Source organism: Alteromonas sp. PRIM-21 (genome assembly GCF_027563165.1).
GTDB lineage: Bacteria > Pseudomonadota > Gammaproteobacteria > Enterobacterales > Alteromonadaceae > Alteromonas > Alteromonas macleodii_A.
Window position 1 is genome coordinate 108,073 of record NZ_JADOEK010000006.1, and the last position, 12,778, is coordinate 120,850.

11 protein-coding genes and 2 pseudogenes are annotated in these 12,778 nt (G+C 40.8%); 8 read left to right on the forward strand and 5 right to left on the reverse strand.

The genetic code is table 11. The annotated features are described in order from the left end of the window. Positions 1-67 precede the first annotated feature (67 nt). Together IW644_RS10590 and IW644_RS10595 are read left to right on the forward strand one after the other, a co-directional pair. On the forward strand, positions 68-625 hold the full coding sequence (locus IW644_RS10590; protein WP_269917570.1) for a DUF4365 domain-containing protein: 558 nt from the start codon (positions 68-70) through the stop codon (positions 623-625). After that, on the forward strand, positions 615-1,718 hold the full coding sequence (locus IW644_RS10595; RefSeq protein ID WP_269917571.1) for a hypothetical protein: 1,104 nt from the start codon (positions 615-617) through the stop codon (positions 1,716-1,718). The genes IW644_RS10590 and IW644_RS10595 overlap by 11 nt, the downstream gene beginning before the upstream one ends. A gap of 41 nt (positions 1,719-1,759) precedes the next feature. Here the strand turns inward: IW644_RS10595 and IW644_RS10600 are convergent. The 3 genes and pseudogenes from IW644_RS10600 to IW644_RS10610 all read right to left on the reverse strand — a co-directional run. Beyond that, a pseudogene (locus tag IW644_RS10600) lies at positions 1,760-2,092 on the reverse strand (integrase core domain-containing protein); the annotation flags it as partial. 103 nt (positions 2,093-2,195) lie between these two features. After that, entirely contained in the window at positions 2,196-4,025 is a 1,830-nt protein-coding gene (locus IW644_RS10605) for a hypothetical protein (RefSeq protein ID WP_269917572.1), read from the reverse strand. A gap of 750 nt (positions 4,026-4,775) precedes the next feature. Beyond that, positions 4,776-5,243 (reverse strand): hypothetical protein, encoded by a 468-nt coding sequence (locus IW644_RS10610; protein ID WP_269917573.1) that lies wholly within the window; start codon positions 5,241-5,243, stop codon positions 4,776-4,778. Between the two features lie 221 nt (positions 5,244-5,464). On the opposite strand from IW644_RS10610, the gene IW644_RS10615 reads away from it, so the two are divergent. Together IW644_RS10615 and IW644_RS10620 are read left to right on the forward strand one after the other, a co-directional pair. After that, complete coding sequence (locus IW644_RS10615) at positions 5,465-5,773, forward strand: hypothetical protein (protein WP_269917574.1); 309 nt, start codon at positions 5,465-5,467, stop codon at positions 5,771-5,773. A 129-nt stretch (positions 5,774-5,902) separates the two neighbouring features. Further along, on the forward strand, positions 5,903-7,486 hold the full coding sequence (locus IW644_RS10620) for a GGDEF domain-containing protein (RefSeq protein WP_269917575.1): 1,584 nt from the start codon (positions 5,903-5,905) through the stop codon (positions 7,484-7,486). 7 nt (positions 7,487-7,493) lie between these two features. Here IW644_RS10620 and IW644_RS10625 read toward each other — a convergent pair whose 3' ends face one another. Further along, positions 7,494-8,378: an ArgP/LysG family DNA-binding transcriptional regulator gene (locus IW644_RS10625; RefSeq protein ID WP_269917576.1), complete on the reverse strand. Its 885-nt coding sequence runs from the start codon at positions 8,376-8,378 to the stop codon at positions 7,494-7,496. Positions 8,379-8,594: 216 nt separating this feature from the next. On the opposite strand from IW644_RS10625, the pseudogene IW644_RS10635 reads away from it, so the two are divergent. After that, a pseudogene (locus IW644_RS10635) lies at positions 8,595-9,198 on the forward strand (LysE/ArgO family amino acid transporter). 109 nt (positions 9,199-9,307) lie between these two features. Then, positions 9,308-9,625, forward strand: coding sequence for a DMT family transporter (locus IW644_RS10640; protein WP_118490751.1), 318 nt, complete (start codon positions 9,308-9,310; stop codon positions 9,623-9,625). A gap of 126 nt (positions 9,626-9,751) precedes the next feature. Here the strand turns inward: IW644_RS10640 and IW644_RS10645 are convergent, their stop codons facing one another. Continuing rightward, entirely contained in the window at positions 9,752-10,468 is a 717-nt protein-coding gene (locus IW644_RS10645; RefSeq protein WP_269917579.1) for a DUF1499 domain-containing protein, read from the reverse strand. Positions 10,469-10,632: 164 nt separating this feature from the next. On the opposite strand from IW644_RS10645, the gene IW644_RS10650 reads away from it, so the two are divergent. Both IW644_RS10650 and IW644_RS10655 read left to right on the forward strand, forming a co-directional pair. After that, on the forward strand, positions 10,633-11,304 hold the full coding sequence (locus IW644_RS10650; RefSeq protein ID WP_269917580.1) for a DNA-J related domain-containing protein: 672 nt from the start codon (positions 10,633-10,635) through the stop codon (positions 11,302-11,304). 309 nt (positions 11,305-11,613) lie between these two features. Next, positions 11,614-12,759 carry an efflux RND transporter periplasmic adaptor subunit gene (locus tag IW644_RS10655; RefSeq protein WP_269917581.1) on the forward strand — a complete coding sequence of 382 codons (1,146 nt, stop codon included), beginning with the start codon at positions 11,614-11,616 and terminating at the stop codon, positions 12,757-12,759. The last annotated feature ends 19 nt before the right edge of the window (positions 12,760-12,778 follow it).

Below are 12,778 nucleotides of genomic sequence, written 5' to 3' on the forward strand. Positions count from 1 at the left end.
CATTAGAATAAAATGCTATTAATAAACAATAGCTTCTGCAAATTTAGATCATTGGAAGGATTCAGTTTTGAGTGCAAAGAATACACATGGAAAAGGTGGTTCAGCAGTTAGTGCTTCAAAAGAGTCACTTAGTTTTGCCTATATTTCCGCATTGTTAGCCAAACTCAGTTTAAATCACAATAAACCCGAAATTGATGACCAAAGTGTTGATGTCACGGTTTACGGTAGAAAGTTTGATGGTGCATGGAAAGAGCCTCAATTACAACTACAGTTAAAATGTACAAATAAAAAAAACTGCTTCGATAAAAACTCGAATGAAATCATCATAGATCTAACAAATAAAAATTATGAAGATTTGAGGGCTACTTCTCCTATTCCGAAAATATTGGTTGTGCATCATGCTCCAGACGAACAATCGGATTGGGTGAAAGAGAATACTTATAGTATCGAACTTATGAATATGTCTTATTGGTATATTCTTAGAGGTTTCCCAAAAGTGGATGGTAAAAAAAGAATAAGAATTCCTCTAGCGCAAAGGCTCGATAGTGAGAGCTTGCTGAAGATGCTTGAAGATACCAGTCATTTCAGGCTCATAAATAATTTGGAGCTTAACAATGTCAAATAAAGCACTCAAAAAGAAGATTGTTGAGCATTTAACTTCTTATGGCTGGAAGAATATCCAAACTTCAAACGCCCCAATTGACGTATGGAACAAAAATGACGGGCAGGTAGTACTACCTAAAGATGAGTTGGTTGAACATGACCAATCCGAAGGACTATTAATTGCCGCACTTGAGAAAATAGAAATTTTTGATCAAGTTAATCTATTGAGTACTTCTGATTCGGATAAGTTATCAGTTCATGCTTCTGGAGCTAAGGTTGGCTTTGGAAAGATCATATATAAAGAAGGGCTTGACGCATTATCTGGGCTATTCGACATAATCAAAAATAACGCTTATGCCAACATAAACATTAAAGGTAAAACTAAATACGTAAGCGAATATATGCAAAACGTTCATATGAATGCTCCACAAAGTGGTTCAATGATATACAAGGCCGAACTAGGTCTTTATGAACCGCAGGACGATAGCGGCAATAACTCATTTAAGGAGCTTGGTTCATTGGGGCGAGTACTAAATGAAAAGTGTGCTCGCTTAATATTTAAGGCATCTAAAATATTCGATTCGCCTGGGGACCATAGTCCTGCAATCTTAATTAAGGAAGGCATCGATATAAATTTTTGTGAAGCTTTTGTAAACCTCTTTTCAGACAGCGTAGACAATTTAGATTTCAGGTTTGATTGGTCTAGTAAAGAACAGCTAACTGAGAATATACCTAGCGAAATACATTTTACTTCTAGTCATAGAGAAAAAGCTCAAAAGTATGTAAAAGCATTTAAAAAGACTCAAACATTAGACTTAGTTGAGCTACCCGCTGTAATTGAAAAGTATAGTTGGCCCCGCGATGCGTCAAAAGGTAAGGTTTCGTTTAAAGCTAGCTTGGATGAAGTTGACTTCACAATGACTTTTGAAACGTCTGAGTCTTTATACTTGAGGCTAAAGGAAGAAAAAGTTAAAAAAGAAGTCTCTTTAACAGGTAAGTTTTTAAAGACAGAAAATAAGAAATCTAAACTAGAAATCTTGTACCTTAAACAAATTAGAGTAGGCCCATCTGAGTTCATAGAAATTGGGGAAAATGAGGAACATATTGCAGAGTAACCTTTTAGTGCATGGCGTATTAATTGTGTGATTCATAGACATCATTTCAATTTTCGTAGTTGAAGATCACGCTGATAATTCGATAGCTGAATGCGCTCAATTTCAGTTTCGTAGTTAGCTTGAACGTCTTCCCAAAGCGGTGTTTTTTCGAGGCGTTCACATACGATATCCATCGGAGTTTTACCTTTAAATGAGCCGTGAGCGCGTTGCCAATTGTAGTAATGCTGCCACTCAGGTAACGTTTCATTTTTGAGTTCTTCCAAATCCAAATTAACGGTCGAATAAAACTCTTCTTTGTCAGTTTTTTGTGACCTTTCAACTTTGCCATTTAAGTGAGGTGAGCCTGGCTTATTAGGGCGAAATTTAATGCCATGCTCAATCCACTTTAAACGTTGTTTGATTTCTTTGTTCATAGAGCCATAGTATATTGAAACGATGCCTATGAATCACACATGTAAGTCAAGTTTTTGGGGTTGTTTACCCTCTATCGAAGAGATCATCTATAACACCAGATTCTGAAATGGATTCGTCATAATAATCTTCGAAGAAACGCTCTCCTTCCCAATCATTTTCATACCCCACTGAGACCTCAATATTGTGTTGAATGACATCTTCTAGTGCGCAGCTACCTGCAATAGATGATATATCACTGGGATCAAATTGAACCGCAAACTCGTTAAGCGTGTAGTCTACATACTTATCAATTTTTGACCCAACCAAGTAGTCTGTATCATACATGTCATCTAAGATGCCTTGTTCTATTACATCATTTGTAATATTTTCACAAAGCTCTTCTACAATATACCTTTTTAGGTCTTCAGTGAGATCCCCACCTTCAGGTTCTAGTTTAGCGATAATATTTGATAGTGGTTTAAATTCATCTTCTCCCCCTGCGGAGGTGAGCCAGTTATGGGCTATGTCGAAAACTTCTTCGTTTTGCAAATCAATTAAGTCTAATTCAAAAAAGTAATCAGCCATATTAAACATATTGGCGTTAAACTTTTCTAACTCATCAAAGATTAGGGAGTTTGCCACATTTTGAAGAAACGATTTTTGCAATGATGTTAGACTTAGACTAGTTAACCTTTTGCTAAGTAGGATCAAGTTAACTTGATAAATAGTTAGTGGGTAGGTGTAGCTTTGCTCACTAATACTAGTTAGTTGGAGGCTGACTAATTTTACTAAAACCTGATTACTGACGCTTTCTGAATTTAGCAAACTTTGGATATTTCTAAGAGCTTTCGTTGTTGTTAAAGCACTTAAAATGGCATTTAAATAATTAGCGTCTTTAAAGTAATTTCTAATTACATAGTCACCTATTGATGGGTTGAATAGATCATAACTTATTTCCTCATCTTTACTAATTGTTCTGTTTATCAACGCACCAGTTAAAAGCCGTATTACCTGTAGAAATGTTTTATTGTTGTTAACAGCTAATCCAATCGACTGTATATTCTCAAAAAACTGCTCAAGTAGACGCTCATTAATGGATCCTCCGTGAAGAACCATTCCAATGATCAGGTGGCGTGATATATCATCAATATCTTTTTGAAGTACTTTCTCCCAGATATCTTCAGGATTATTCAATAATCTCTCAATATGATTCCAGTATTCGGAAGCGTCTATTCCTTCTAGTCTTTCGTAGTCCGTAATAAATGAGATCAGTCTTGGATTAAAATTTCGGTGTTCGATAATGGCTTGATATCGCTTGTTTTTGTATATTTGATCTATGTATAGGTTATCCAAGTTACCAAACCAGATATGGTTATAAAGAATCTTCGCCTTTTCCAAATTGCTCAAGTTAGAGACGCTAACTTCAAATTCATTTTTGTTTAACTTGTTGATATGAAAAAGGTCTGTTAACTGCCTCCCTTGATTAAGAATGTTAGAGCGAGTAGTTAGAATAAATCTCTTAGTGCTATCTTTTGCCACCCTCCTGATGAAATTTACAATATGTGAATCTTCATGCTTAGTGATAGCTTGCAAATAATTTCGTCCTAAAAAGTCATCAAAATAAAACAACTGAGGCTTGTGCAACTCATAAACTTGCTCAGCTTCATTTAATGAATTCTCGATGAAAACAAGTTCATAACCATTGGCAACGTGTTGTTGACAAAGCTGGTCGGCTAAGGTGGTTTTTCCGACTCCCGGTGCTCCTTTAATGATCACTGTATTTAGAGATTCTAGAACCTCTATCGCATTTTGATGTGCGTCCGTATAAACATATCTACTTGAATTTCCGACAATCTCATCGAGCTTGTACTGACTTCTACCTTTTATTGCTGAATTAATAATGCGATTAAGCACGTTGGTACTAGTGATCCACAGTTTATAGTGTTTGTCTATTAGTCTTTTATTGTCAGTATCTGATAGAGCGTCTTGGAGATCTTCATTGCCCCAAACATCGGCTTCTGATTTTATAAATGGATAGAAGGTTTGTTTTATTTTTTGTTTATCAGTACGAGATAACTCAAGGGACGTAACAAAAATATATTTTTCGGGATTAAGTTTCTCTACTTTTTTTATTTCAGTAGTTCTTAATGAGTAAATTAATTTGGTTAAGCCAGACTTAGGCCAATGCTTGCATTGGACAACTATTTCGTTTCCTTCATCAGAAAAAAACGCCCGTCTACTCCTCCGTCCCTTCCGGACTTGAATCTTTCAATCCTTTTGTTGTAGTGAACCGATAGAATATCCGCACCCAGTACTTCGAATTCTTTATCATTTAAGTTTGCAAAATTATATTCAGACACAGAACTAAGTTACCTTCTTCTTTAGATGAAGTATTCAATATGACTAACTTACTATTTTTCAATGTGTTAAATAGTTTTTCTACTATATTTATGAGTTATTGTTCAGTTAAGTTATATGAAAACCCTGATGGACTTGATGGGGTTTGATTATCATAAGATTGGTAGTTAAAGGGTAGACATCAATAATCTCTTAGTTATTGAAAAATTTAGCTATGCGTTGCAGTTCAAAATTCGATGATTTTTAGCAACGAAGGAATCTAGCTTTAGGCCACCACAATCTATTCGCTAGAACACCTTCCAGTCATTAAAACGACATACCAATCGCTAATCCAGCAACAACAGCACTTTTGTGGTTTCGGTGATAGTCATAATGAAGCTGGGGCGACACGGTAAAGCCCGACATTTCAAACTCGTACAAAAAGCCTAATCGGGCTACTTCCATCTTATGGCTACCATGAAACTCAACGCCAGGGCCAATTTGTGCGATAAAATTGTTGGTAATGTGAAGGTCGGCCACAAGCAAGTAGGTGTAGGCATCTAAATCTTCAAACGCGTATTCAGCAACAAACCCCACCCCTAAGAAATCGCTTAGCCTGTACTCGTAATCAATGCCCAACGTAAACGCGTTGCCACATTCTTTCGTGTAGGTTGTGCCCACAAGAGCAGACAGGTGGTGGGGCGTCGTTTCCCAATGATGAGCATTTCCTTTTGCTGCAACAGCAGGAGCAAACGCCATGGCTGTAACCATTCCCAAGGCTATTTTTACTCGCATAGTGATGCTCGCTTTCGTTTTTCTGTGACTTCCTGAAAAGTTTAACTTCCAGCACTTGATAAAGCGTAGATGGTATATGGCGTTCTCACCAATGAACTTTAGTTGCAGTTATCGTTAGTACAAAGAGCGAGGGCAACGCGGCACTAAGCTGGTTCTAAACGCGCTATCTAAAACCAGCAAATGCCGCTAAGGTATACGGGCAAATAAAAAGGGATGCGAAAATGCAAAACGAGAGTGAAAAACAAAAATTTTTAGACGCCTGTAAAACGCAACTGGTGAGCCTTTATAAGGCAAGTAAAGATGGGAAAAAGGTAGAGGCGGAAAAGTATCGCGTGCAAGGATTCATGCACGCCGGTGAAGTAATGGGCTTAATCAGCAAAGAAGAAGGTAAGGCCCTTATAGCCGATTTGCACTTGGAAGTATTTGGAGAAACTATTAACGAAAGAGCTCAGAGAAAGCGCAAACTCGAAGCATTAAAAGAAACAGACCTAGATGCTTACTTTGCAATACCAGCCATTGAGCGACGCTAAATAAAAGTAACTTTTTTCGAGCGAACTGAAATTTATAAACTAAACTTAATGTGTGTTGGTTTTTATACCTAAATATAACCAAGCATAACTTATCTTAGTGTAATAGCCGTACAGGGATATTTTTGCTACATGGATTTGGCTGCGGTATCAGTAGGAAGCAAATCTATGACATGGCGTGTGTCAGGTAATTTTATTCGCTTATTTATAGGGCTTGTTTTATGTGCAGCAAGTTCCTACTCGCTTGCTAAATGTAACTTCGAAAACGAAATTGATAATCCCATTTCAACAACCTTTCTTCTTAAAGCGGGTGATCAGCGGCTTGCGCTAACCTGTAATGTCGATGCGCAGTATGTTCTGTACTTCCCGCGTAATTATATTAATTACAACCAGCTATACGATAGCAAAATGCGCAAAGTTGAAAGATTACCTAGTGCCTTTGAAGCATACATAATCAACAGTTCAAACAAGCGCTTTTATCTAGATATCAACGCACAAGTGGAACGCCGCGTATCGGTTAAGGTCACGCCGCTTGGTGATTTTCATAAATTTGCTTCTATTCACACTCTCACAATGAGCTTATTTATTGGCTTTTGTTTGGCACTTACTCTATACGTAGGCATGCTGGGGGCAAGTATGCGCAACTATGGCCTGTATTCGTATAGCTTCTACGTTTTCAGTGCTGGCGTATTCTTTTTGCTCCAAGAAGGGTTGTTGAACATTGTATTTCCGCAAGTTGCTTTGCTTGCGAATTTCCAACTGCATTTACTCTTTGCTGGAATTACCCTTTTTGCAGGCGTGAAATTCTTAGATCAGCTACTGGATTTTAAAGCGCTACTGAAAGGTTGGCAGCGCCAGTTTATGCTTGGAATGGCATGTGCAGCACTCGCGTTTGCTGTAGTTCAGCTGATTCTTCCAGTCTCAGATGCCATGAAAATTAACAGCATGTTGAGTCTAATTACACTTATTACTATGACGTGCACGCTATCAAGTTGTGTTTATGCTGCCTATCGCAAAGTGCATTGTGCAAATTTGGTAATGCTTGGGATTGCAGTGATGGTTTTGTCCATGCTTTTCCGTTTAGTTTTTACAGAAGTATCGCCGTTTTTATATCGATATTCTCTTGTATTAGGGATAACTATCGAGGCTTTTATTTTTGCTATCGCTACGTCGAGAAAAGTTAAAAAGCTTAATGACGACAGGCTTAGTGCATTTAAACGCGCATCGACAGACTCGTTATGTAATGTGTTAAACCGCAGCGGTTGGGAAGGCGTGGCGCAGTCGCTGCTGAATAATTTCAACAAAGAGGGTGGCTACTTAACACTGCTTTTCATTGATATTGATAAGTTTAAAGAGATTAATGACCAATACGGACATCACGCAGGAGATAAGGTCTTGCAGGTGGTTGCAAAAATTTTAATGAGTCGCTGTCGCGAGCAAGACGCCGTAGGGCGCTTAGGGGGCGATGAGTTTGTGGTATTAAGTCACTGCTATAGTGAAGGTCAGTCTGAGCGATTGGCCGCCCGCATTGAGGAAAGCTTAGCCGAGCGTGATATCAGAACAGAAAACGTGGTGATAAACACCACGGCGAGTGTTGGAGCTTACATCACAAAAGAGCGCTACAAAGACTTACCGACCTTGTTAAATAAGGCCGACAAGTTGATGTATAGCGTGAAAGAAAAGCGTAAAAACACCGAGTATGCTACTAGCTCTTAATGTAACGTTATCTTAATTGTGCCTTCGCGACTTGCTTAACAGCTTTAGTAAGGTCGGCAAGCGCAGCCGACTCAAGCGTTGCATAATGCCAAAAAAGAGGAACCGCTAGCGCTTTGTCTGGAAAAAGCGCAATAAGCTCGCCTTCTTTCACTTCTTGTGCCACCTGGAGAGTCGGGAGTAGGGCCCACACCACGCCATCTAGCGCCATTTTTACAAAACCATGAGACGAGGGATACCAGTGACACGTGGTAAAGGTAGGCGAAATATTTAAACATTCCCTTTGATAGTCAGTAAGTAATGTAACATCGTACTCATCATACAAAAGGCCGGGTGTATTCATCACGCTGTCGGGCGTTATGCCCTTGTGAAGGTATCGCTCAACAAACCGTGGTGACGCATAAAGCTGATAGCGCATGGTGCCCAGTCTCACCGATTGTCCACCAGTAACCGGTGTACCTGTTTGACTAATACACGCCATAACGCGGCCTTGCTGAAGAATGTCTCGAGTTTGAGTTTGATCCGCGTTAACAATGTGGACAGGATTGGCCCGCTTACCACTAAATACTGCCATAACCTGCGAAAACCAAGTAGCAAGCACATCGTTATTCACCGCTACGCTGAGAGGTACCGCCGAGGCTTCTAAACCACTTTTTATGTTCAGCGCTTCTTCCAGCACACTCACTTTTTGTATATGCGAAAGCAATTCTTGCCCCAGTGGTGTGGCGCGAAGGGGCTTAGTTCGCACCATAACAGGCCCACCAACGCTTTGTTCAAGACGTTTGATTTTTTGCGACACCGCAGACTGCGTAAGGTTTAACGCTTGAGCGCCTTTTTCAAAGCCACCATAGCGCAGTACTTCATGAAAGCATCGTAGCGCATCGTAATCGAGCATTTCTTAGAACCTGTGAAAGGAAAGTTAAAAGTATTAATTTTACTAATTCAACACAAGTATCATTAATTTAATTAAGTATCGCAAGGTGTATAAAATAGCGCCACTTCAAATTCTTGTTTGGCTGCTACACCCAACGCTAAGCACCATAAAGCCAAGCAACGAAAGACCAAGCAATAGAAGCGTACATTCAATCTATTATTTTAAGAGGCATTTAGCATGTTAGCGGCAGCAACGAGTGGTTTTGTAATGGGCGGCACCCTTATTATCGCAGTAGGTGCGCAAAACAGCTTTCTGATTGAGCAGTCGATGAAAAAAACAGTGGACCACGCTATTTGTCTTACTGTTTATTCTAAGCGATGCCATCTCTATTAGTTTGGGTGCTATGGGCTTTGGCTTATTGCTGCAAGAGTATCCAATGCTAGTTACCGTAACAAAGTGGGCTGGCGTAGCTTTTTTGTTGTGGATTGCGTTTAACAAAATAAAGTCTTCGCTGGCTAATGATGCCCTTGTATTAGAAATGGCACAAAAGCAGCTGTCGTTTAAAAAAGCGCTACTTATTGCGCTAGCAGTAACTTGGCTAAATCCACACTTTTATTTAGATACATTGCTGTTAATGGGTAATCTGGCGAGCCAGTGGCAGGAAAATAAATGGTGGTTTGTGGGTGGTGCGATAGGTGCATCTATCGTTTGGTTTATCGGTTTAAGTACGCTTACAGCACGTTTTGCCCATCATATGCAGCGGCCCAATTTTTGGCGTTGGTTTAACCGTTTAAATGCTGCGGTTTTGGGGATGGTAAGTATCCAGCTGGCGAGCCTTTAGTGAAAAAACGCTGAATAGCAAAATACTAAGGTGCGTTGAGTATCTTGCTTTCAACGAATAAGTATACTTTTACAAATAAGCCAAACCTGCTGTTTTGAAGGATACATAAGTGAGCTGGATTTATTTGATTGTTGCGGGCTTACTGGAAATTGGATGGCCCGTAGGACTTAAGATGTCGCAAGAGGCGGAAACCCGCATTATGGGAATTCTGCTAGCCATAGGTTTCATGGCTGCCAGTGGTTTTTGCCTTTGGATGGCACAAAAACAAATACCCATAGGTACAGCGTATGCTGTATGGACAGGTATAGGTGCCGCGGGCACGTTTTTGGTAGGCGTGATGTTTTACGGCGACCCATCGTCACTAGCGCGTTACTTCGGCGTAGCGCTTATTGTGGCTGGAGTAGTAGTGCTCAAACTCGCGCACTAGTACTACAAAACCGAGCTCTGGTTTTAACGGCTGTGTTTAGCCCGTTTAATAGATTGATAAAAATAAAAAGCCCGACAGTGATTCACTGTCGGGCTTTTATATATCTGCTGAGCTTTTCAGGTCGGTTTAGTGATAACCTAGTTGATTTCTGAGCTCGGCCATAAAGGTTTCGATGCGTTCAGCATTTTTGCCTAAGTCACTTTTACCTACGCGCGACTTACTGCGAATATCAACAAGGGTATCGTCGCTTTTAACTGTTAAGCGAATAACCACATCGTCCTTAAAACCAAACCACGCTGTTGTATCTGTGGCTTCTAGTGTGTTTGGCAGTGCGCCCTCGTTGACACGCTCCCAGCCTAGTGCTTCTATGGCTTTTTCGGCAGCCATATAAACTTGATTTATAGGTTGAGGAAGCAGCTGAGTTTTAATCTCAGGGTACGCTTCAAGCTGTTGCTTGGTCACATTACCGCCTTCATAGGCAATAGAATTTGGCGCACCTTCTCTAAGCGGTGCAATGGCAACAAATTCAGGTGGGTTCGTTACATCAGTGGTAATGTCGTGAATTGGCGGTACGGCGCTAGCTTTACTCATCATGCTAACGGGCATGCCAACGGCTACTAGAGCAAGAACAGCACATACAAATGTACTACCCCAACTTACGTTCTTACGATTAATCAATACTTGTAAAATAATGAGTATTAGCGCTGCACCACCTACGTATACACCAAAGCGAAGCGATGTAAATGCGGTGCCTAAACTAACACCAGCATACTGATATAGTGGTCCGGGTAACACCACCATTAAAAAACCAACAATACTGGTAAGGGCAATGAGTGCTTTCAAGGGAACTCCAAAGTTATTCTTTTTAGTTTGACCAACCTACTTTAACAGCGAAAGCGGCAATTTGGTTTACTTTCGTTAAAGAAAAATTCGACTAGGCCCGCGTGCAACATATTTGTACACTGGTCCTGTCTTTTTATCGGCATTAAGTTAAAGGTACTAAGGTTTTGTATACACAACCGGACACCAGTCACACGTACGCAATGCAAGCTGAAATCCTCGTTGATATCTTATCGACGCAAAAAAGCCAGTTTATCAATGGCATTACTGAATATGCGCTTATTGAAATATTAAAAAAGCCGCCTTATCAGCTTTTTGATGAAGATGCTTTGCGAGACCCGCTCATGCTTTTTAGAACGCACTTTATTCTGTTTCATGCACTGTATCAGTTGAGACAGTATTGGATAGAACAAAACGAAGGTGTGTTAGAGATTCACGCGCTTGGCATAAAGCTAAACCTGTTTAACGAGCGTCATTTGGCGCAAAGCAATGATGATCTAGGTGTAACGACGCTGGAAAACCCTGACCCACTTGCAACGTATTATCTCGACTGGGGGAATTTTGAAGAGGCTGATCGCGATACGGTCGATAACCTGCTAAACGCGTTTTGGGAAAGAATGCTGAAGGGAGATACTGTCAGCTATACGCAAGGTGATATTGAAAAAGCGCATGCTTTGCTCGGTCTTTCCCTGAACCAGCCTGTCACGCTGCTGCAGTTAAAACGTGTCTACAAACGCTCGCTGCAATCGGCACACCCTGATAAAGGAGGAACACAGCAAGGTGCTCAAGCAGTCATCCACGCCTATCAGACTCTTAGCCGTTATTATTCGTTTAAATAGAACGTGTATTGGCGTTCAACTTCGTATTATTCGCATAATGTATACAGGCTTCGGTAATTGACCGACAACATCGGTAACTTCAGCTTCATTGACTTTTCTTGTATGTGATAAATGCGCACAATATGACCTATAAGAGCGTAGATTCGTATCAATTATCGCTTAACTATGCCACGTCTTTTCCGGTTGTCCTCATGTCCAAGTTATAGGATTAGGATGAATCGGCGCATTGGAAGCAAAACTTACGTTTAATTTATCCGTATAGAACGCAATTCGCGTTCTATGTGAAAGTTATTGGGAAATAGAAAATTTATGAGTCGCATTTTTTATGTTACTGCAGCACTAATAACACTATTAGGTGTTACTGGGTGTTCGAATGAAGGCGAGCAAGCACAGCAAGGTGCTCAGCAAGGTATGCCGGCGCCATCGGTGTCGGTAGTTACGCTGAAACAGCAACCTGTAGTACATGAAATGGTGTTGCCAGGGCGAGTAAGCCCGTCGCGCCAATCGCAAGTGCGACCTCAGGTGGATGGCGTTATCACTGAGCGTTTGTTTGAAGAAGGTGCATATGTGGAAAAAGGGCAGCAGCTGTATCAAATTGATGAGGCACGTTACCTAGCCCAGTTAAACAGTGCAAAAGCGGATCTGAAAAGTGTTCAAGCAAACTTAAAGACCTTGGAAGCTAAGGCGCGACGTTATGATGACCTTGTTGCGCAAAATGCAGTAAGTAAGCAGGAATACGATGACGTAATTGCGCAAAAAGATCAGGCACAAGCCGCTATCAGTGTGGCAGAAGCGGCAGTAGATGTAGCAAAGGTAAACATGGGTTACACCAAGGTATACGCGCCCATAAGCGGTCGAATTAGCCGTTCATATGTTACCGAAGGCACATTGGTTACCACAAACCAAGCACAGCAGTTAGCCACTATTACTCAGTTAGACCCTGTTTATATTGATATGCAGGAATCTGGCGCATCTATCATTACACTTCGTCAGTCTATGCGTAAGCAGGGCTCAATGGATGTTGAGCTGACTGTAGATGAAGTCACCGGCAAGCGTTACGAAAAAACAGGTAGCGTGAAGTTTTCAGAAGTGACCGTAGATGAATCTACGGGCTCGGTTACCCTTCGCGCCGAAATGCCAAACCCTGATGGTGTGTTGCTTCCCGGCTTATTTGTAAAGGGCCATGTTATTACTGGACGTGAAAACGCGCTTTTGGTTCCTCAGCGTGCGACGACTCGCCAGCCAGACGGTTCGCTTTCTGTTTACGTAGTGAACCAGAACAACGTGGTCGAAGGCCGAACATTAGAAATCGGCAAGATATACCGTGATCAATACGTGGTAATAAGCGGCGTAAATGAAGGCGAAAAAGTCATCGTAACTGGTTATCAGAAGGTAAAGCCTGGGGCGAAAGTTAACCCGTCAGAATGGCAACCATCTTCACGTGGCTCACGATAGCAAACAAGGGATTTAAGTA